Raw genomic sequence first — 21,144 nt, forward strand, 5'->3', positions numbered from 1 at the left:
AATTGGCCGAAAAAGAAAGCAATCCGTTTGTCAGTGTTATAATCCCGACTTATAATCGAAGCCGGTTATTAGTTCGTTCTGTTAAGAGCGTGCTGAACCAGACTTATCGCAGTTTCGAGCTTATTATTGTCGATGATGCCTCAACTGATAATACTGAAAAAGTTGTGAGAAGCTTTAACGACGAAAGGATTAGATACGTTCGGCACGAGAAAAATAGAGGCGAAGCAGCGGCGCGGAACACCGGCATAAAAGCTGCCAAATACGACTACGTGGCACAACAGGACAGTGACGACGAATGGCTCCCTGAAAAACTTGCAAAACAAGTCCGGGCTTTTGAAAATTGCCCGCCGCAGATTGGCGTTGTGTATACCGGATTTTGGAAAGAAGAAAATGGCCAGAGGACATATATTCCTTTTGAATGGGTAAATAAAAAAGATGGGGATATACACCAGCAGCTATTGAAAGGGAATTTCGTAGGAAGTCCTGTCACTCTTGTTAAAAAGGAATGTTTCGAAAAGGCTGGTATGTTCAATGAGGGAATATTCCATCTCGTGGACTGGGAATTGTGGCTTAGAATTTCGAAATATTACCACTTCAAATGCGTAGATGAACCTTTGGCTATAGCTTATTATCATTCTGACAATGTTTCTTTTAATTATCGTGCTTTTATCGAAGCCCTTGAGTCGATTTTGGAGAAATACTCCGATGAGTTTGCCGGCGACAAAAAGTTGCTGGCAAAGCATTATATTGACATCGGAAATCGGTTAGTGGTCAACAAGGAAATGCAATACGGCAGAAACTATCTCATTAAGGCTGTCAAATTGTGCCCATCCAACGTCAAATTGCTGCTGGCTGTCTTTTCTACATTTTTTGGTCTGGGCGTTTATAAAAAAGCTGTCCGACTACTGTGGAAATACAATGAAAAATGAAAATTACTCTTATTTATCCTGGAATTACTGATTGTGGCTTTAATTCGCTCAAGGGGAATGAAGGCTCTTGGATAAACCACGGCCTTGCAATCTTATCCTTGGCTCTGAAGAATAAAAACCACCGCGTCAATCTTATAGACCTTCGCCGACTAACGAGTTGGGAACATTATTCCCAGGTTGTCGAGGATGAACTTGGCGAAGTTGCAGGCATTACTATGATGAGCGTGGATTACAATAGCGGTATCAAGGCCGCGGAAATAATCAGGAAAGTAAAACCGGAAACGAAAATCTTCATAGGCGGCCCTCATCCTTCAATTTGCCCTCAGCAATTGGAGACAAAAGACTGTATAGATTGTGTTGTAAAGGGTGAAGCTGAAATTACTTTTCCAGCCTTGCTTGACGACTTGGCCAATGGAGAAAAAATCCCTAAAGTAGTGCAGGGACAGCGACTGGAGAATCTGGACGAGGCGCCCTGGGCGGACCGGGACCTGTTCAGCTGTCCTGAAGAGCCTTTTGTGTATTTCTTAAAACATCCCTTTGTTACACTGATAGCGGCAAGAGGCTGTAAATACAACTGCAATTTTTGTCAGCCGGCGGAAAGAATAATGTTTGGCCGTGCGGTTCGACGACGCTCAGTGGCGAATGTTATTGAGGAGTTGAAATATCTCAGGAATAAATACGACTTCAATTCCTTTATGCTCCACGATGATTGTCTCACGGAAGACCGGGATTGGGTAATAGGTTTTTGCAGACAGCTTAAGGCCGAAGGGTTAAATAAGCCTTTTGTCGTGCAGTCAAGGGCGGACATAATTTGTAAAAATCGTGATATGGTTGAGATACTGCGTGATGCTGGTCTGGAATTGTTCATTATCGGCTTTGAAAGCGGCTCGGACCGCGTGCTCAAGTTCCTTCGAAAAGGCTGTACCCGCTGGCAAAATATTGAGGCTGCAGATATCTGTAGACAATTGGGTATAAAAATATGGGCAAACTATATGCTTGGCTTGCCCACGGAAACCAAAGAAGAAGTTCTCGAAACGTTATCTATGCTCAAAGAAATAAGGCCCTACCATTGTTCGCCGGCCTTTTATACGCCGCACCCGGGCAGCGACTTGTTTGAAATGGGCAAAAAAATGGGGATACATTTGACAACTTCGCACGATTTCTACAGACGCAATACCTATGAACCAAAAATCAAAGGCCCCGACTATAAGTTTCTCGCAAATATCCTTTCTGAATCTATGGCGTTAGCGGAATATCAAGGTATGCCGTTTTCGTTAAGACTAAAGAAAAAATGCCAGGCTAGAATCGCAAGATGGCCGATGGTTTACCAATTTCTAAAATCTGTCAGGAAAATAATCTTTCAGTAAAAGAAAATTTATTGGATACTTGACGCCGTGAGTTATAAACCAGATATTAAAATTTTGTTGGCAACCTATAATGGGCAGGAATATTTAGCTGAACAAATAGATTCTATTCTTACCCAGTCCAATCAGGATTGGCAGCTTTTGATTAGAGACGATGGCTCGGATGATGATACCGTGCGCATCATAGAAGGCTACGCAAACCGCCTGCCGGACAAAATCGGGTTAATTAAGGATAATGAAGGTCGTTTGGGCGCGAATTTGAATTTTGGAAAATTGTTGCAGTATGCCGATGCCGAATATATTATGTTCTGCGACCAGGATGACGTTTGGCTGCCGAACAAAATAGAGATGGCACTGAACGCGATGAAAGCAGCGGAGCAGGTTTATCCGGACAAACCAATATTAATACACACGGACCTGAAAGTTATAGATTCTGAACGGAACACCATTGCGGATTCGATGTGGATTTATCAAAAAATTTTTCCTGAGGCTGGCAATGATTTGAACAGGGTTATGGCCCAGAATGTAGTAACGGGCTGTACGATGATGATAAACAAAAAAGCCAGGGCTGTATCCATACCTGTTCCTGACGAAGCCATAATGTATGACTGGTGGCTTGCTCTTAACGTATGCAGACACGGCAAAATTATTTATCTGTCAATTCCATCAGTTTTATATCGGCAGCACTCCGGGAACCAGGTAGGGGCAAAAAAGGCACGGAAGATAGATATCATTCATTTCTTGAAGAAGCTATGTTGCATAAAAAAGCTGTTGTCGGCACACTATCGGATGTTAAAAAAATTTGACCCTCGTGCCGGTTTTTGCCGGCTGCTGCTGAATAAGACCCTCGTTAAAATCGCTCAACGCTGCAGATAGGAACACCCTAACTAAAAATGGTCACCATAATCGTTCCCACCTATAACGCGTCAAAACATCTGCCTTCTCTGCTCGTAAAACTTGAGTCACAAACATTCAGGGATTATGAGTTGATGATAGTAGATTCGTCCTCAAACGACGATACTGTTGATATTGCCCGGGATCACCGGGCTGACGTTATGACCATTCCACAATCGCAGTTCGACCATGGCGGAACAAGGACCCTGGCCGCTAAAAAGGCAAAGGGTGATATCTTGATTTATTTGACCCAGGATGCCTTGCCTTATGATGAATATGCCCTCGAAAACATCATTAAGCCTTTTGCTGATGACAAAAAAATCGGAGCCGCTTTTGGAAGACAAGTACCGTATTTCGGAGCGTCCCTCTTTGCGGAACAGTTGAGGGCATTTAATTATCCGAATACATCTTATACAAGAATCCTGGAGGACAGGAAAAACTATGGCATCAAAACAGCTTTTCTCTCCAATTCCTTCGCAGCCTATAGGAAATCTGTATTGGAGGAAATTGGGTATTTCAAAAGCGGTTTGCCCTTCGGAGAAGATGCCTGCGCCGGTGCGAAGATACTTCTAAAAGGCTATAAAATCGCTTATGTTGCAGAAGCAATAGTCCGGCATTCTCATAATTACACCATTTGGCAGGATCTCAAACGGTATTTCGACATGGGAATGTTCCATAGAACGGAAAATTGGCTCCTGGAGGAATTCGGAAAAGCTGAAGGCGAAGGGATCAGGTACGCAAAATCAGAGATCAAATTTTTATTTAAGAAGAGAAGGTTTGATTTACTCCCCGTATCTGCACTTAGACTTATTACAAAATATTTGGGATATAAGCTGGGAACGGATTATGTACGCGTAAGGCCGTTGATTGCAAAGACTAAACAGGTTATTACATCGTCACCGCCTTCAACAAAGCATAAGGAGCAATCTAAGATAGCCCTTGTCTGTGACTGGCTGACAGCTATGCGTGGCGGCGAACGATGCCTGGATGCTATATGTGAAATTTACCCGGATTCCGACATCTTCACGTTGGTACACTTTCCCGGGTTTGTGTCGAAAGCAATAGAATCGCACAAAATACGAACCTCTTATGTCCAGCACCTGCCGGGCAGTGTAAAAAACTTCAGGATTTATTTGCCGTTTTTCCCTCATGCTATACAAAGATTCGATTTGAGCGGGTATGAATATGTCTTAAGTTTCAGCCATTGTGTCGCAAAAGGCATCAAAGTTCCAAAGGGCCTTTTGCATATATGTTATTGCCATACGCCGATGCGATATGCATGGCATATGCGGGATGCTTATATGGACACAGTACCCAGGTGGGAAAGATTGCCGATAGAGTATATGCTAAACCGCCTTAAAAACTGGGATGCAAAAGCTTCATCCAGAGTGACACACTTCATAGCTAACAGCAAAAATACTCAAAATCGGATAAAAGAGGCCTACGGCAGGGATTCGGTTATTATTTATCCTCCGGTTGAGTGTAGTCGATTTGCCGTTTCCGAAGACGATGATGGTTACTATCTTGTTCTTTCAGCATTGGTGCCTTATAAAAGAATCGATATTGCGGTTCAGGCCTTTTCTGCTACTGGCCAAAAACTTGTGATTGTGGGAAATGGCCCAGAGCTGCCTCGGCTGAAGAGTATGGCTTCGGCCAATATCTCTTTCGTCGATAACGCCGGCGACAACCAGGTTGTCGAATACTTAAAAAAATGCAGGGCGCTGATATTCCCCGGCGAAGAAGATTTCGGCATCGTCCCGCTCGAAGCACAAGCCTGCGGCAAGCAGGTCATTGCTTTTGGCAGAGGTGGTGCTCTGGAAACAGTAATAGGACCGAATCCGTCTCAGGGTGTAAAAACAACGGATGCGACGGGAATATTTTTCTACGAGCAAACTCCACAGGCGCTCCGGGAAAGCATTTTACTGTTTGAAAAAACAAGAGACCAGTTTGACCCTCGGAAATGTCGTGATAATGTGCTTAGATTTGACCGCCCCCTCTACCAGCAAGCAATGCAAAATTATATTCAAACTGCCATAGCTGAAAACCGCTAATACTTTTGCCTATAAATAACAAGCTTAGATTTCTTGTTTTTGCCCTCGATAGTAAAAACCTCTTTTGCCTGTAGCATCTCTTCGCCGCCCGGCGTATCCTGCTCATCCTTAAATGCTTTTACCACATATTGGGCTTCTTTAGGGATACCCCGATCATCATACTCGATGCTTCGGCGGCCGGAATAAAAACCAATGCGAATATCAGGAGCTGCTATAATATCTCCCTCGTCGGTATTTTTTGCAAGCCATCGGGCAGCGTCCCGATAGCTCTGTTTTTCTGCACGTATGGGTCTCAGTAATTTTGGACTGCATATAGCAATTCCGATTAATATCAAAGCCAAGAACCAGAAGTCTGTATTAGCATTGTTGGAGAATTTCTCGCTAAGCCATGATGCTAACATCTCTATCCCGATGGGAACATAAAAAATTGTAAACACCACCAGCGGCAAAGTATGTCTTCTGCTCATGTAGCCGAACTTGTAATACAACAGCGTCATTATAAGCACGTTAAGAGCAATAAGGACAATTACAAAAAACTTCTCCGGCTCACGCCAGTCTCCCTTTCTCAAACCCCTATAAGATCCTATCAGTAAAGCTGGCACAAAAAACCACATCAGCGTCTCGCTGACTCTCTGAACCAGCTTGCCCCACGCCTCTGCAATATCTGACGGCGCAAAACCGGCAGTATATATACTATTTGGGCAGATTCGGGTTGTCTGTTCGTAAATTTCAAAAGTTTGTCTCTCTGGCATGAAATGGACTAACTGTTTTTTAGGAAATACCGCTCCCTTAAGTTTCATATATGGGCCTGCTGTAACCAAAAAACCGGCCAGAAGCAAAACGAAGGCAAATACCGCCTTATGTTTGCTTATAATCCGCTGGGAATAAAACACCTGCAGTCCCAGCCACAAGGTGCCGAGCACAACTATTTGAGCGCACTCGGGCCGAATTAGATACCCCATTCCAGCCGCCAGTCCTGAAAAACCAAACAGCCACCATTTCCCACTTACCGCTCCATGTATCAACAGCAAAAAGCCGGCTGACAAAAAGAAAATATACGGCCAATCACTAAGGGCATCGCTTCCATATTCTGCAGCATCAGGAAGCAGGATAAGAATTAAGATGGCCCAGAAGCTGAATCTCTCCCCCACAATCTTTTTGCCCACAAAGTAAAGTAATACCACTGCGAGCAATCTGAAAACAAGCGTCACAGCTTGAGCAGAATAAATCCAGCTCCGCAGTGATGAACCATCTTGTCCTATTTTTGCTATTTTATGCGCAACAGCAATTAGGAAGGGATATCCAGGGTGCTGAAATTCGCTCTTCATCGCTTTGATGGGGGAAGTCTCAAGCCCTCTGGCGTATTCTATGAAGGTTATCCCGTCTTTTGCAATAAGAACAGTCGTGCCGACAAGATATACGCCAACACAAAACGCTGCCGCCAGCAGAATTGAGATATGAATAACAGTTTTCCTTCTGCTGGATTGTTCATCCATCATTTTAATACGCATTTCTGCTTTTTATAATACGCCAGGGAGTTAACAACAGTACTTTAAGGTCAAGCCAAAACGACCAATTCTTAATATAGTATAAATCATATTGCAATCTTTTTTTCAGGGAAGTATCACCGCGGAAGCCGTTGACCTGCGCCCATCCAGTCATACCGGCTTTCAGTTTATGCCGGAGCATATACTTTTTGTATTCTTCGGAGAATTGCTTTACGAAGTGTGGCCGCTCCGGCCGCGGACCAACAAGACTCATTTCCCCTTTTATTACATTTATAAGCTGAGGCAGTTCGTCCAGACTTCCGCGACGAAGCCAAGCCCCGATTGCCGTCCGTCTCGGGTCGTTCGGCTTGGCCCATTGCGGGCCGTCCTTTTCCTCCGCGTCGACTCTCATCGTGCGAAACTTCAGCATTTCAAATTCCTTCTGGTCCATACCAACCCTTATCTGTTTGTAGAAAACCGGCCCCTTGCTGGTTAACTTAATCAGCACGCCGATTATTACCATGGGAATCGAAAATATAACAAGAAATACAAACCCCATTATGCGGTCGAAAATTTCTTTCAGCACGATGTTATACCCGCTCAATGGCGAATCCGCCGACGAAAACAAAAGTTGTGACCCTATCGGCACCGCCTCCGCATCGCTTATAGACATAAGGTTGCCCCAGTCAGGAACGATTCGTATGGTCACACCGGCACTTTGGAGAGACTCAAGAATCGGATATGTCTCCTGTGCTTTATTGCCGCTGAGAGTAAGATAAACCTCGTCTATCCTCTTCTCTTTGACCAATTCCTCTAATTTCTCAATTGGGCCGTATACAGACACCCCAGACAATGTCCTGCCGATTCGATTTGGATTATTGTCCACGAAAAACTTGCATCTTAACCCAAGCCATCCCATTTGCTTAATGTCACGGACCAGCAGTTGTCCCTTTTTCCCTGCTCCAACCACGGCATAATATCGCAGGTTATATCCTTTTCTTCGCAGAAACCGTAAGCTCTCTATCGCCAGTAAATGTGAGATGCACAGCCCCCCAAACAGCATTGCCATGAACAATGCCAGCAGTTTCCTTGAATAAGGCACATTTTGGAGGTAGTAGAGAAATGCCAGCACCAGTAGACCGCTCAGCAGGCTCGCCTTCAAAATATCCACAAGCTGCCTGAGCATGCCCTGGACGCGCTTGGATTTGTAAAGCCCCGACCACAAACACCCTGCATAGCAGATACAAACCACCGGCAGTGCCAGAGTCAGATGCCCCCACAAACTTGGTATTCCTTTTGTAGTCGCGAATATCCCTGAATGGAATCGAACGAAATAGACCGAAATCCAGACGACGGCGATAATTATAATATCGATAATTGAGCGAAGCAGTGAAAAAAATGCCGCATATCTTTTTAACATATCGCCCCTTTAAACTTATCTTGGTTTTTATATCCTACAGTCAACGTTATTTTGCCTTTTAACGTCGAAAACTGCAAGATAAATCCCGAAAAGATATGTCTTATTTCTTCTTTTTGAATGTGAATTTATGGGTGTCAGCGTCAATTTTTATTGTATCGCCATCGACAAATTTACCGGCCAGAAGCTCTGCTGCAAGCGGGTTTTCTAATCGCTGCTGAATCGTTCGCTTCAAAGGCCTTGCCCCGAATACTGGGTCATAACCTTCGTCCATAATCTGCTGACGTGCGTTGTCCGTAAATTCCAGCCCAATCTTCCGTGTGTTCATACGCTCCCGAAGGTATCCGAGCTGGATATCGACAATTTTTCTTAAATCCTCCTTTGTGAGCATATGAAAAACAATTACCTCGTCGATGCGGTTCAAAAACTCCGGCTTGAAGACCTTCTTCAGGGCGTCCTTTACGTGCGCCTCTATTTCCCAGTCCGCCCCCGACTCCTCCGTCAGTTCCTGAATTTGCTGGCTGGCGATATTGCTGGTCATAATAATGACGGTATTTTTGAAATCTACCGTTCGGCCCTTGCCGTCGGTTAATCGGCCATCGTCGAAAACCTGCAGAAGCACGTTAAAAACGTCCGGGTGCGCCTTTTCGACTTCATCCAGTAAAACCACCGAGTATGGCTTCCGGCGCACGGCTTCCGTTAATCTGCCGCCTTCTTCGTAACCGACATACCCCGGCGGCGAGCCGATAAGCCGGGCGACCGAATGCTGCTCCATAAACTCGCTCATATCAATCCGAATCATTGCGTTCGGGTCGTTAAACAGAAAATCTGCCAGCGCCTTGGATAATTCAGTCTTGCCTACTCCCGTCGGCCCTAAAAACAGGAATGACCCTATCGGCCGGTTCGGGTCGCCCAGTCCCGCACGGTTCCGCCGCACCGCGTTGCTAAGTGCCTCAATCGCCTCTTTCTGGCCGACTACTCTTTCACCGATAGCGTCCTCCATCTTCATTAATCGCTCGCGCTCGCCGCTCAATAACCTCGCGATAGGTACGCCCGTCCATTTGGAAACTATCTGGGCTACGTGCTCTTCGGTTACCTCGTTCCGGATTATGCCTTTGTCGGATTTGGCGAGCTGGCCCTCTTTTCCCTCTAATTGTTTTTTCAATTCCGCTATCGTGCCGTATTTCAGACGCGCTGCGGTCTCCAGTTCGCCGTTGCGCTGGGCGTTTTCGAACTGGTTGTGGGCGTCCTCGATTTTCTGCTTCAATTGTTTTATCTGGTCGATTTCGCCTTTTTCGCCTTCCCACTCTGTCGTTAGTTCTTTGTCTTCTTTCTGCAGCTTGGATAACTGCTTCTCGGCGTTCTTCAATCGCTCTTTGCTCGCTGTGTCGCTTTCTTTCTTTAATGCCTCGCGTTCAATCTGAAGCTGAATTATCTTCCTGCGAATATCATCCAGCTCGGCAGGCAGCGAATCGTTCTCAATCCGTAGCTTCGACGCCGCCTCGTCAATCAAATCTATCGCCTTGTCCGGCAGCCACCGGTCGGAAATATACCGGTTCGATAGCGTCGCCGCCGCCACAAGCGCAGAATCCGTAATCCTGACCCCATGATGGGTATCGTAGCGGTCCTTTAGCCCTCGCAGAATCGCTATCGTTTCCTCAACGCTCGGCGGGTCTACCATAATCGGCTGGAAACGCCTCTCGAGCGCAGCATCTTTCTCTATGTATTTTCGGTATTCGTCAATCGTCGTCGCGCCGATACAACGCAATTCCCCTCTGGCCAGCGTTGGCTTCAGCAGATTGCCCGCATCGACCGCGCCCTCTGCCTTGCCCGCCCCGACTACGGTATGCAGCTCGTCTATGAAAAGTATTATTTCGCCCTTGGCCCCGACTACCTCTTTCAGCACTGCTTTTAGCCTGTCCTCGAATTCACCCCTGAATTTAGTCCCCGCTATCAATGCCCCCATATCGAGGGCAATAATCCTCTTATTTTTGAGACCCGTCGGCACATCCCCGGCTACTATCCGCTGTGCAAGGCCCTCGACAATCGCCGTCTTGCCTACGCCCGGCTCGCCGATTAGCACAGGGTTATTTTTCGTCCGCCGGTTCAGCACCTGCATACATCGCCGGATTTCTTCGTCCCTGCCGATGACAGGGTCTAACTTTCCCTTTTGCGCCATTTCCAAAAGGTCTATCCCGTATCGCTCCAGTGCCTTGTATTTCTCTTCCGGATTCGGGTCGGTTATCTTTTCGCCCCCGCGGACTTCTTTCAGCGCCTCTTCAATCTGCTTTGGCTCAATCGAATTAAGCCGTAAAATCTCCCTCGCGTCGCTCTGCACCGAAGCAAGTGAAAGAAGCAGGTGCTCCACGCTCAAATATTCATCCCCCATTTTGTCAGCCCGGTTTTGAGCGTCTAATACTATCTGATTAAAAGCTGGGTCCGGCATCATCCCGCCGCTGCTTTGGCCTTTCGGCAGTCGTCCAAGTTCGCTTTCCGTCATATCCTTTAGACGCGATATATTAGCGCCCATTTTCTTTAAGACCATAACCGCAACGCCGGTATCGTCTTCTAAGATTGCGCTAAGTAAGTGTAGCGGCGACAGGATGGTATTTGACTTGGCCATCGCAACCTGCTGGGCCGTTGCCAGCGCCTCCTGCGCCTTTAAGGTGAATTTGTCAAATTTCATCTTCTATTTCCTTACTTTCATTGTGAGGTTAGCCCCGCCAACACCTTGGCGGGGTTATCGGCGAAAGCAAAACACTCCGCCGATTTTCTTTTTCGACAGAGTATTGAGTTATCTCTTACGCTCTAATATACCTTAAGTGCAAACCCTATGCCAGCCCCGGCTCTTAAAGCCAATTTCTCGCCTAATCCCTTATATTTCAAATAGTTACATCTTTTCTCTTCTGTCTTCTGCGTTCCGTATTCTGTGTTCTGTCTTTTTGTTATTGCCACTTTGGCAGGGGGGTGAGTGCATACTTGGTTAGCCCCGTCATCTTGCATGACGGGGTTCGGTTAGCCCTGCCGCGAGCGGCAGGGGGTCGTCATTGCGAGCGCAGCGCGGCAATCTCAAAAATGTTTAGCCCCCCAACCCGTCTTTTGCGGTTGGGGGATTCTTTCATCCGGGGTTACCCACATGAGGATTGCTTATTTTTTACGTCTCCTTACAATCACCGCACCGAGGCCAAGAAGAAAAATCGTCGCTGGTTCCGGGATTGGTTTCCAAAGGATAGCACGAAGGTCTGAATCACCTTGTTGTGCAAAGCCAACGATGTTCCCGTAACTATCGATACCTTCAGCTGCAGCAATACTAAACCCTGTTGGCAAGAATTGATTCAGGTCGATATAGCTTTCCGCGCTTCCGTTCCAGAGCAAGGCGTGCATGTTGTACCCTGTGACCGAACCATAACCATAGCCGACCTGCTGAGTGCCGTTGGTCCCGCGAGCATAAGACTCAGTGAATCCGCTTGGGTGTAAATCGATACAGCTTTCCGCACTGCCGTTCCAGAGCAAGGCGTGGCTGCCGTACCCTGCAGCAGCCGCTTCGCCGACCTGCTGAGTGCCGTTGATCCCGCGAGCATAAGAGTGAGTGAACCCGCTGGGATTCAAATCGATATAGCTTTCCGCGCTTCCGTTCCAGAGCAAGGCGTGCGTGTTGTACCCAGTGGCCGAACCATGACCCCAGCCGACCTGCTGAGTGCCGCTGATTCCGGAAGCACCAGAGCTATCAAATCCGCTGGGGTGCAACTCGGTATAGCTTTCCGCGCTTCCGTTCCAGAGCAAGGCGTGGAAACTGCTTGTGGCCACAATATAACCTTCGCCGACCTGCTGAGTACCGTTGGTTCCGAAAGCACGAGAGTAATCAAATACGCTGGGGTGTAAATCGATACAGCTTTCCGCGCTGCCGCTCCAGAGCAAGGCGTGGTTGCCGTACCCTACAGCCGCATAGCCGACCTGCTGAGTGCCGTTGGTCCCGCGAGCATAAGACTCAGTGAATCCGCTTGGGTGTAAATCGATACAGCTTTCCGCACTGCCGTTCCAAAGCAGTGCGTGGTAATTTTCTCCTACAGGATGACCCCAGCCGACCTGCTGAGTGCCGCTGATTCCGAAAGCACCAGAGCTATCAAATCCGCTGGGGTGCAACTCAATTGCTTTGTAGCTTATCCCCCAGGCTTGATTTGTTGTACAGGCTGCAATAACTATGATGGTCAGCAGCGCCATACCGATTTGTTGATGTTTTGTTTTCATCTTCTTCTCCTCTCAAAAAGTGTTAATATTGTAGCGCACCGATTGCGCAGAAATACTCCGCTAAAGTTATGTGTAGATTCAACTGGATTAACCTCTCCTCGCACTTCCCTTTTCTCCTTTATACCTTTTACCCTGCGGTAAAAGACAATTTGATTATACCTTTTGGGGTATGACTGTCAAGATAAAACCTGAGTGTTTGAGTGAAAAGGGTTTTGGTAACCTTCAATCAAAAGCGCAGCTACCTGCATACCAAAAACGGCTAATTTCAAAATTTTTTTTACCCCTTTAGCTCCAACGACTTAGCCAAAACCACGTCTCTAAAAATTCCCAATTTTTCGACAAATTCGCGCAAGTTCCTCCAATTATAGAAAGGACGTATTCTGTCCTTTACGTGGTTTAGTATTTGGAGCTTAGTGTTTATGTTTTCTTTATTCTAAATACTGTCTTCGGACTACTGTATTTTGTTTTTTTCTTTTTTGTCCACTGTCGTCTGTAGTCTGGCGTCTGGTGTCCGCTACTGGTCTGTCCAGTAGCGAGAATTTCAATCAAAATGAACTAAATTATGCGAAACGAACCCAATTTCCAAAACGTCTAAAATGAGCTTAAATCCTTATTTTACAATTACTAACAACCACGAACTCCGAACTATGAACTACTCAAAACGAACCCAAACAAAGCCAATTTTACCCGCCATAGCCTCGGCGAAGGCGGATTTATATTGCCTGTTATGTAGCTTGTTTGGTAAGCTTTTGTTCGGATTAAAGGAAAGTACAAGGATTACACGGATGGTAATTTTGGCAGGGATTGATGAAGCTGGATTCGGGCCGATACTTGGGCCTTTGGTCGTATCATCGAGCGCATTTTCTATTCCAGACAATCTCCTCACCGCAGACCTCTGGCAGATTTTAAGAAAAAGCGTCGGCAGCACACGCAAACATCTCGCGGGCCGCCTGCTCGTCACCGACAGCAAAAAAGCATACAGCAAACAAAAGGGAATCGGACATCTCCAAAGGACTATCTTAACCTGCCTTGATTACCTTGGTAAAAAGCCGGCCACCCTAACAGAATTATTAACTCTGTTATCGCCGGACTGCGTCGGGCGATTGGGAGATTACCCCTGGCATAGAGATATAGCTGATTATCGTCTATCGGCCGATACAGGTGATTTGGCGATTGCCACGTCGGTATTGAAAGATGACTTGGCCTCGAACGGCATCGAATTGCTGGGGATCGAAAGCAGTTGTCTCGACGTCGCGTATTACAACAAAATGGTCGGCAATGTGAAGAACAAAGCCAGCGTTCTTTTTACCGCGGTTTCACAGCTCATAAAGAACGTTTTCGACAATTCTGAAACCGATTACGTGCAGGTCATAATCGACAGGCAGGGGGGGCGGACGCGGTATCAAAGAAACCTCCAGCGGATGTTTCCGGATATGGAATTGGCGATTATCAAAGAGGACCAGACCACCAGCAGCTATGAATTAAAAGCTAAAGACAAACAGATGCGCCTGCATTTTGTAGTCGGGGCAGACAACAGGTTTCTCCCGACGGCCTTGGCGTCGATGGTCAGCAAATATATCAGGGAGCTTCTGATTGATAATATGAATAGCTTCTTCACCGGCCTTGTCCCGGAGTTGAAGCCGACCGCGGGTTACTGGAAGGATGGCTTGCGTTTTATCGAAGACCTGAAGAAGATTCCCCACGTTACGTTTGACAGCAGCCAGCTCATTCGCTGTCGATGACTGCTGTTATTTTACTTTTACCTCTTCGACACCTTCCATAGCCGCCATGGCAGAGAAGCGGTCGTCAACGAAATCGAAGACCTTATCGAGGCCGGCGACCGTAAAGATGTATTTGGTCATAACGGAAACATTGCAGAGGATAAGCTGACGTCCGTGTTCCTGCAGCAGCTTGTTCAGTATCATCAGATTGCCGATGCTTGAAGAATTTATTATTTCGACCCTGAAGAAATCAATCACCACATCACAGTCGCTTTTGTTGCTGACGCTTACGTTAAGGCTTTTGAGCTCGTTTCCTATTTGCGGTTCATGGGACGGCAAATCAACGAAAATAACATTTTTTGAGAAATTTTGAATCGTCATTTTTAACTGCTCCTTTACCCGCTTGCGGCGGACTAACTCACGTATGGTTTAAGACATAGTATTATCGGAATAGTTAACAGGGGAGTTGAGCAAAAAAAAACGGCAAATTTAACCCCTTGGGAAAGCGGGTTTTTTTGAAGGTACCCTTTTAATATGCCGATAATATCCCAAGGTAGGCGAGCTAAGAAGACACATAATTTAGGGGGTAACTTTTACAACAAAGGGAGACATAAGTGTTAAGCGTAAAATTAAGGCCTGTACTACTTGTTGAGGATGACACCATTGATGCTATGACGTTTGAAAGAGCGATAAAAGAGCTGAAAGTTCAAAACGGGCTGGTTCATACAACCGATGGCAAAAGGGCATTGGAATACTTAAGAACTCCCGGCAATACAAAGCCCTGCGTTATTTTCCTCGATTTGAATATGCCGGAGATGAATGGCATCGAATTTCTGCAAATCATAAGAGCAGATGACACGCTGAAAGAAATCCCCGTTGTAATGCTGGCTGCATCCAGTGAAGAAAAAAATATTATTGAAACCTTTAATTTTGGTGTTGCTGGCTATATATTCAAACCCGTTGATGCCAAGAAGCTTGATGAATTCAAGCTGATTAAACTATACTGGGCGGTGGAATAAAAAAAACTCTCCCCTTGAAAAACTCTTCACCCCAAGGCCTTTGGGCAACGTAAAAGTTCTTATTCGCATACCCTCAAAACGGCGGCGGTGCTATTCGGGAATTTGTATTTGATTATCTCTCGGCGCAGGGGGCGGCAAATCGGCTGCTTCTAAAGGCCTGCTTTCAATTGGCGATATTTTGTTTAAGAGCATCGCCCTCATTTTGAAGTTTCCTGCCTTAGCTGGTTTGCGAAGACTTCATAGCTGTCCCGCCCGAAAAGGCAAAAGATAACTTTTTCCAGCCCCGTCTGGCCGTTGAGATAATCAATAGTTGTTCGCAGCATTATTTTTGCGCATCTATCGACAGGAAAGCCGAAAATTCCAGTGCTGATTGCCGGGAACGAGATGCTTTTTATGTTATTTTCATCAGCCAATGTCAGTGAGTTTAACGTTGCGTTTTTTAGCTTTTCGTCTTCGTTACCTTCGCCCATTTGAGGTCCGACGGCGTGAATGACGAATTTAGCTTTTAAGCTGCCGCCGGTGGTTTTGACAGCCCCGCCAACAAACGTTCCACCTATTTCGCTGCATTCTTGCTGGATTTTTGGGCCGCCTTTTCTTTTGATTGCCCCTGCTACACCGCTGCCCAGAATCAGCCGGGCGTTGGCGGCATTGACGATTGCTTCGGTTTGTATTTCCGTAATGTCGCCTTCTAAAAGTTCCAAGACGCTTTTTGAAATCTTTACTCTCATAGCATTGACCGCTCTGAAAAACAATAGCTTGGGGCAATCCTCAAAGCAAGCACAAAAACTATTTGAGATGGAATCTGAGGACAGAAGCTTCGAAGAGGAGCATATAAAGAAAGCCCATTCCTCCGTGAATGGACCATCCTTAACTTTTACAGTTTTTTGAACTCGACCGGCGTCATCCTCAGAAGGTCATAGCATTCTCTGGCCTATTGGTCCTTCTGAGGACGACAACCGAATATGACTTTAGGCAACGGCTTTTTTCCTGTGGAACAGGAAAAGAATGATGCCCAGAGCAATCAAGCCAACAAGCCCGTTATCGCCCAGGGTTTTAAGTAACATGGTGATATTGGCAACAACGCCTCCAAAAAAGGGAACAGCACTAACAGCACTGCCAAAAAGGATTTCAACTGCTATCCCCAGGGCAATCAGCAACAAAGAAATTTCAGTAATCTCACCAAGCCATTTTTTCAATTCTACCAGAAACTGCATTGTTAATTCTCCTAATAAAAACAAAGAAATTATTGGACATCCTGTCCTTTCTATTCGGCGTATGTTTTCAAATTACTTTAGTATTTATACCTAAAATACTTAGGTACAGAAGAGGCCTTCTGGCAAAGTATGCAAAAAGCCTGTTTTTTCAGTATTAATACAGCTTTCTTGTTAAAATAGGCAATTTCGGCTTGACCTTTTACGTTAAAATAGTCTATAATAAGTCTGTGTTTAGGCAATTCTTATTGTTTCTCCTACGGATGGGACTAATTGCAGTACTTTGGGCCTTTATATGGCGGGTTGTGGAACCCAGAACACAGTTTATGCGGATATTGCGAGCTGCTTTACTCGTGCTCTGTCTTTTAGGTGTCCTGGTCGTATTAAGGTTAACAGGGCCGTGACCTCAAGGCTGTGTCATTTCTCGAAGAGATAATTTTTTTCTTTTCCCGTTTGTCTCCTCTACAGAGATATATTATACTTTGTGCAGAACCAATAAGGGAGTGTGCAAAAGCGATATTGTCTCTGAACAGCTACAAATAGCCTTATACTCCTCTTCTTCTGGGAGACGTGCTGGCCAGCCAAGTCGAATACATGGGGGGGTCAACCGTCTCCTTTTTTTTATTGATTTTTCCAAGCTCTATATGTTTTGCCGCCAGTGAGCTGCGAGGTTAATATGAAGTGACAATTTATGTTAGCTGTTAATTACCAAGAAGAAATATTATCTTCTATTTCCGCGGTTTTGTTCGTGCATTCCCCTTGAGTGGTGAACTCGTCCCCTGGACGGTCTCCTGCCTCGAATCTCCCGTATTTCAAGCCTTCCTGACTTCGGCGGCCTTTCTGAATGAGATTTTCCCCGCGGTTCTTTGTTCATCAGCGACAAGGCGTGATTGCATGCATTTCTAATATCAGTTCTGCGATGTTTCATGCCCTGCTCTAAAAGGGCCAGGGCGGGTTTCTTCATCCTGCCCTGCATATTCCTCAGGCCGTAAACTGCTGCGATTTTTGCCGTTCTGGGAGAATCGTTAAGCAAAGCTTCTTTTAGGATGTCTAATCCGTCTTCCTGTTTCCACGACAAATTAAAAGCTGCCCGCCGAGCAGCCGAAATATCATCCACGTATAATTTTTCTCTTAGCTGTTCGAGAAGCTTTACGGCCTCTTCATCTTTTTCGCGTCCGGAAGGTTTTCTTTTTTTTAATATCATAAGACCACCCACTAATTAAATTATATCGACAGGCACAGGCGAGCATCTAAAACCGTTTTGTTTTCCCGTATGCAACCAAACAACAAGCAACCCGACAATCCTTTGCCTGACAAACGGGGCAAGGGAGTATTACCTGATACTCCTCCCAGCCGCCCCATTTTTACATCCTTATTTTATCCTCCTCCGAAGAGCCAGATTCCTTTTGACTTCCTATTACATTCAGCCGGTTCCCACATCATTTCAAAACTGCATTCCGGCCAGTACTCAACACGACCCGTACAAATTAACAAGGCCGAATTGGATTGTCAAAATATTTTTTTAAAGAAAAACCCGCTTTTTTCCTCGTAATCATTGCACCAAAACCCAGCAGTAAAACTGCGGCCAGCCCAGGAATTGGCACAGCAGCAGGTGCAGAAAACCGCCGTATGGTTGGTCAGGATAAACCTCAAGAAGTGTATACTTTCTTCTCTCTCGTGCCCGCCCTTACTTTTGCGGGCTTGCTCCCCCTTTGCGGAACTGATTATGATTATAGACCTTGCGGACCAAAAAGCAAGGGAAAAGTAGAACTAAATATAACCTTTCAAGTTGAGTTAATCAAAAGGCGGCGGTGGGATTCGAACCCACGGATAACGGTTTTGCAAACCGTCCCCTTTGGCCGCTTGGGTACGCCGCCATTGAAAATCTTGCGTATTTTACTGCTAATCGGCTCTTTTTACAAGAAACACCCCTGAGAATCAGGAGATTTTTTTGCAACATTTTTAACCTGACAAACGTCTATATAAACAGAAAATTCGATGGCGCCGGTGCGTTCTTTGGTACGTAAGTTATTGACTTTAAGGATGTTAGTGGGATCAGGGCGTTATGATATATGAAATGATTATTTTCGGCGGGTGCCTTGGCCGGTTTTTGGCTTTTTTCTTATAACCTTTTATGGTATAATGATATAAATACAGACAAGGGAGTCTTACAAGTGGGGATTGCATTGGAGAAGGGTTCTATGTTCCGCAATTTTAGGCCGGCGATGCTGTTCTTTTGCGGGCTGTGTGCCGCCATTATTTTAGGTATGGCTGGTGCATGCAGTCCTAAGTACTACAAGGCCGATGCCGATAAAGAAGTATATAAGATTATCGACAAAAAATGGCAGGACAGCTTTGGCCAAAAGGTAAATTATACAATCAGCGACGTACCGCCATCTCCAAATGACGTGCAGATTGAAAAAGCCGTGCCGCCATCGGGCGTAATAAATCTTGCGCAGGCGGTTGCTATGGCTACCGCCCATAATCGTGACTATCAAAAGCAAAAAGAAGACCTTTACCTGATGGCGCTCGATTTAACTCTCGAACGGCATCAGTATGCAATGCAGTGGTTCGGCACTTTTGACCCCAGATACACGAAGGGTCATGATGCCGCCAGCGCTGCGGGGGATGATAACGAGGAAAAGCTGAGCTACGATGCCGAGACGGGTTTTAATCAGGCATTAGCTGATGGAGCGATAGTTAGCGCCAGTATTGCATTGGATTGGGCGCGGTTTCTTACCGGTGACCCGCGGGCTTCAATTGGTTCGGTTATGACCGCTACTGTAACCCAGCCACTGCTGCGTGGTGCCAGCCGAAGAATAGCCCAGGAAAACCTGACTCAGGCTGAACGGAACGTTTTGTATCAGGTACGCTACTTCAGCCGTTATCGCCAGCAGTTTGTGGTTACAATCGTAAATGACTATTATCGTGTTTTGCAGCAAAGAGATGTGGTAACAAACGCCGAAAACAATTACAAAAGGCGTGTTGAATCGAGACAGCGTTTGGAGATGGAGGCCGATGCCGGCCGTACGAACCGCTTTGAAGTTGACCAAGCGAAACAGAGTGAACTGGATGCGATGGATAGATATGTGCGGGCCCAGCAAAGTTACCAACAGGGGCTTGATGTCTTCAAAATAGAGTTGGCTTTGCCGACCGACGCCAACGTGGAACTGGACCAGAATGAGTTAAAGGCATTAGGAGAGGTCGGCGTAAACCAGCCCGATTATACGGCGGACGCGGCAATTGAAACAGCATTGCTTCAGCGCCTGGACTTAGCTACCAGTATGGATATGATTGATGATGCGCTGCGTAAGGTTGTGGTGACAGAGAACGGTCTTGGCGCCGAATTAAACCTGGTCGGCAGTATGAGCGTGGGGTCGACCCCCCCGACCGATTACGGCAGGCTGCAATTCCACCGCGGCACTTACGGATTGGGTCTTGAAGCCGACTTGCCTTTAGACCGGAAAGCAGAACGCAATGCATACCGCGAGGCGCTGATAGCCCTGGAGCAGCAGCAGCGACAATATGATAACGATGCAGATACGGTTAAGCTGGATGTGCGCAATGCATATCGCAACCTCGAGCAGGCTGCGGAAAGCTACCGCATTCAAAAAAACAGCTTGGATTTAGCCCAGAAGCGGGTTGAGAGCACCTCATTGTTACTCGAAGCGGGGAGACTAACTACCCGTGATTTGCTGGAGGCACAGGATGCTTTGCTACAGGCTCAAAACAATCTTACAGCCGCTTTGGTGGACCACGCGATTGCGAAATTAAGCTTTTTCCGGGATATTGGTGTTCTACAGGTCAGGCCTGACGGAATGTGGGCGCAACAATAGGCCCGGGTGAGAACTGCTCCTACCTCCATTCCTATACAGATAAATCCACTGCAAAAGCGCATCTTGAAAAGTTTTTTTGAATTATGTCCGGCATTGCAGAGTTAGGCGGCAAGAATTTTTCAGAAAAATCAAAAAGTTTATTGATTAACAGGAACAACTACTATATAGTAGTAATATAAAATTAGGATGTTAGTAGCCTGGACTTAGGCAATTGATGCGGGCAAGGTGTCCTAACCGCCAAAGCGAAAAAATGAGGAGCTGCGGCCCGACCTTTTGCTTATCAAAATCGGTGTTGTATGGTGTCAAGTTGGACAAGACCGGTTTTGCTTTCCGATGATGGAGCCGTCGGAGGAGGGCGGCTCCCTTTTTTTGCGCATACTTTTCCGCATAACGCACTCCCAAACAAACCATAAAGCTGAATAATTTTCTACTCAACGCCGACAGGAAGCGATATAATGAAATCGTGAGCCGTTCGAGCAGCAAGTGACGAGCGACCAGAGACGAGTTAAACAGCGATTAGGAAGGGAAAAATGGATGCTTTTCGAATAAGGTGCCGTGAGGCAGGATTGAAGGTAACGCCGCAGCGAGTAGCAGTTTATAAGGCGCTGATTGAGTCAAAAGAGCATCCATCAGCCGAAGTGCTGTGGCGCAAATTGAGGAAGGCTTTTCCTAATATTTCATTAGATACGGTTAACAGGACCCTTTTGACTTTGGCTGAAATTGGTGCGGCCTTTATCGTTGAGGGGTCGGGCGATGTCAAAAGGTTTGATGGTTGTCTCGAAAATCATCAGCACTTCAAATGTATAAAATGCAGAAAAATCATCGATTTTCATCATAAGCCGTTTGATAATATCACTGTACCGAAGAACATCAGTGAAAAATGCACCGTATTGAGAAAAACGGTATATCTCGAAGGTGTTTGCGATTCGTGCAGAAAACGCCGCACGTGATCCAACCAGCGAGTGAC

At 46.1% G+C, this 21,144-nt stretch carries 16 protein-coding genes and 1 tRNA gene; 8 read left to right on the top strand and 9 right to left on the bottom strand.

Annotated features, from left to right (window positions below; translation table 11 throughout):
• Positions 1-2 precede the first annotated feature (2 nt).
• From PHG53_08775 to PHG53_08790, 4 genes are read left to right on the top strand one after another with little or no spacing between them, the layout of a single operon-like run.
• Entirely contained in the window at positions 3-929 is a 927-nt protein-coding gene (locus PHG53_08775) for a glycosyltransferase family 2 protein (protein MDD5381711.1), read from the top strand.
• Positions 926-2,296 carry a radical SAM protein gene (locus PHG53_08780; protein MDD5381712.1) on the top strand — a complete coding sequence of 457 codons (1,371 nt, stop codon included), beginning with the start codon at positions 926-928 and terminating at the stop codon, positions 2,294-2,296. The genes PHG53_08775 and PHG53_08780 overlap by 4 nt, the downstream gene beginning before the upstream one ends.
• Positions 2,297-2,323: 27 nt before the next feature.
• Positions 2,324-3,169, top strand: a complete 846-nt coding sequence (locus PHG53_08785; GenBank protein MDD5381713.1) for a glycosyltransferase family 2 protein — start codon at positions 2,324-2,326, stop codon at positions 3,167-3,169.
• A 17-nt stretch (positions 3,170-3,186) separates the two neighbouring features.
• On the top strand, positions 3,187-5,238 hold the full coding sequence (locus PHG53_08790) for a glycosyltransferase (protein MDD5381714.1): 2,052 nt from the start codon (positions 3,187-3,189) through the stop codon (positions 5,236-5,238).
• On the opposite strand, the gene PHG53_08795 is transcribed toward PHG53_08790, so the two are convergent.
• The 4 genes from PHG53_08795 to PHG53_08810 all read right to left on the bottom strand — a co-directional run bounded on the left by PHG53_08795 (position 5,235) and on the right by PHG53_08810 (position 12,390).
• Complete coding sequence (locus PHG53_08795) at positions 5,235-6,737, bottom strand: glycosyltransferase family 39 protein (protein ID MDD5381715.1); 1,503 nt, start codon at positions 6,735-6,737, stop codon at positions 5,235-5,237. The two genes, PHG53_08790 and PHG53_08795, sit on opposite strands and share 4 nt — an antisense overlap.
• A gap of 1 nt (position 6,738) precedes the next feature.
• Positions 6,739-8,145, bottom strand: a complete 1,407-nt coding sequence (locus PHG53_08800; GenBank protein ID MDD5381716.1) for an undecaprenyl-phosphate glucose phosphotransferase — start codon at positions 8,143-8,145, stop codon at positions 6,739-6,741.
• 100 nt (positions 8,146-8,245) lie between these two features.
• A complete protein-coding gene (gene clpB, locus PHG53_08805) occupies positions 8,246-10,828 on the bottom strand; it encodes an ATP-dependent chaperone ClpB (protein ID MDD5381717.1) in 2,583 nt (860 codons plus the stop codon).
• Between the two features lie 461 nt (positions 10,829-11,289).
• Positions 11,290-12,390, bottom strand: coding sequence for a PEP-CTERM sorting domain-containing protein (locus PHG53_08810; protein ID MDD5381718.1), 1,101 nt, complete (start codon positions 12,388-12,390; stop codon positions 11,290-11,292).
• Between the two features lie 785 nt (positions 12,391-13,175).
• On the opposite strand from PHG53_08810, the gene PHG53_08815 reads away from it, so the two are divergent.
• Positions 13,176-14,132: a hypothetical protein gene (locus PHG53_08815; GenBank protein MDD5381719.1), complete on the top strand. Its 957-nt coding sequence runs from the start codon at positions 13,176-13,178 to the stop codon at positions 14,130-14,132.
• A gap of 6 nt (positions 14,133-14,138) precedes the next feature.
• Here the strand turns inward: PHG53_08815 and PHG53_08820 are convergent, their stop codons facing one another.
• Entirely contained in the window at positions 14,139-14,537 is a 399-nt protein-coding gene (locus tag PHG53_08820; GenBank protein ID MDD5381720.1) for an STAS domain-containing protein, read from the bottom strand.
• 188 nt (positions 14,538-14,725) lie between these two features.
• On the opposite strand from PHG53_08820, the gene PHG53_08825 reads away from it, so the two are divergent.
• Entirely contained in the window at positions 14,726-15,130 is a 405-nt protein-coding gene (locus PHG53_08825) for a response regulator (protein ID MDD5381721.1), read from the top strand.
• A 197-nt stretch (positions 15,131-15,327) separates the two neighbouring features.
• On the opposite strand, the gene PHG53_08830 is transcribed toward PHG53_08825, so the two are convergent.
• The 4 genes from PHG53_08830 to PHG53_08845 all read right to left on the bottom strand — a co-directional run bounded on the left by PHG53_08830 (position 15,328) and on the right by PHG53_08845 (position 18,218).
• Positions 15,328-15,858, bottom strand: coding sequence for a macro domain-containing protein (locus PHG53_08830; protein ID MDD5381722.1), 531 nt, complete (start codon positions 15,856-15,858; stop codon positions 15,328-15,330).
• 240 nt (positions 15,859-16,098) lie between these two features.
• Entirely contained in the window at positions 16,099-16,344 is a 246-nt protein-coding gene (locus PHG53_08835) for a hypothetical protein (protein MDD5381723.1), read from the bottom strand.
• A gap of 718 nt (positions 16,345-17,062) precedes the next feature.
• A complete protein-coding gene (locus tag PHG53_08840) occupies positions 17,063-17,545 on the bottom strand; it encodes a hypothetical protein (GenBank protein MDD5381724.1) in 483 nt (160 codons plus the stop codon).
• Positions 17,546-18,144: 599 nt separating this feature from the next.
• Positions 18,145-18,218, bottom strand: a tRNA-Cys gene (locus PHG53_08845).
• Positions 18,219-18,542: 324 nt separating this feature from the next.
• Here PHG53_08845 and PHG53_08850 point away from each other — a divergent pair.
• Positions 18,543-20,177, top strand: a complete 1,635-nt coding sequence (locus tag PHG53_08850) for a TolC family protein (protein MDD5381725.1) — start codon at positions 18,543-18,545, stop codon at positions 20,175-20,177.
• Positions 20,178-20,707: 530 nt separating this feature from the next.
• Positions 20,708-21,127, top strand: coding sequence for a transcriptional repressor (locus PHG53_08855; GenBank protein ID MDD5381726.1), 420 nt, complete (start codon positions 20,708-20,710; stop codon positions 21,125-21,127).
• Positions 21,128-21,144 lie beyond the last annotated feature (17 nt).

This window comes from Phycisphaerae bacterium, assembly GCA_028714855.1.
In the GTDB taxonomy this organism is placed as follows: Bacteria; Planctomycetota; Phycisphaerae; order Sedimentisphaerales; family Anaerobacaceae; genus CAIYOL01.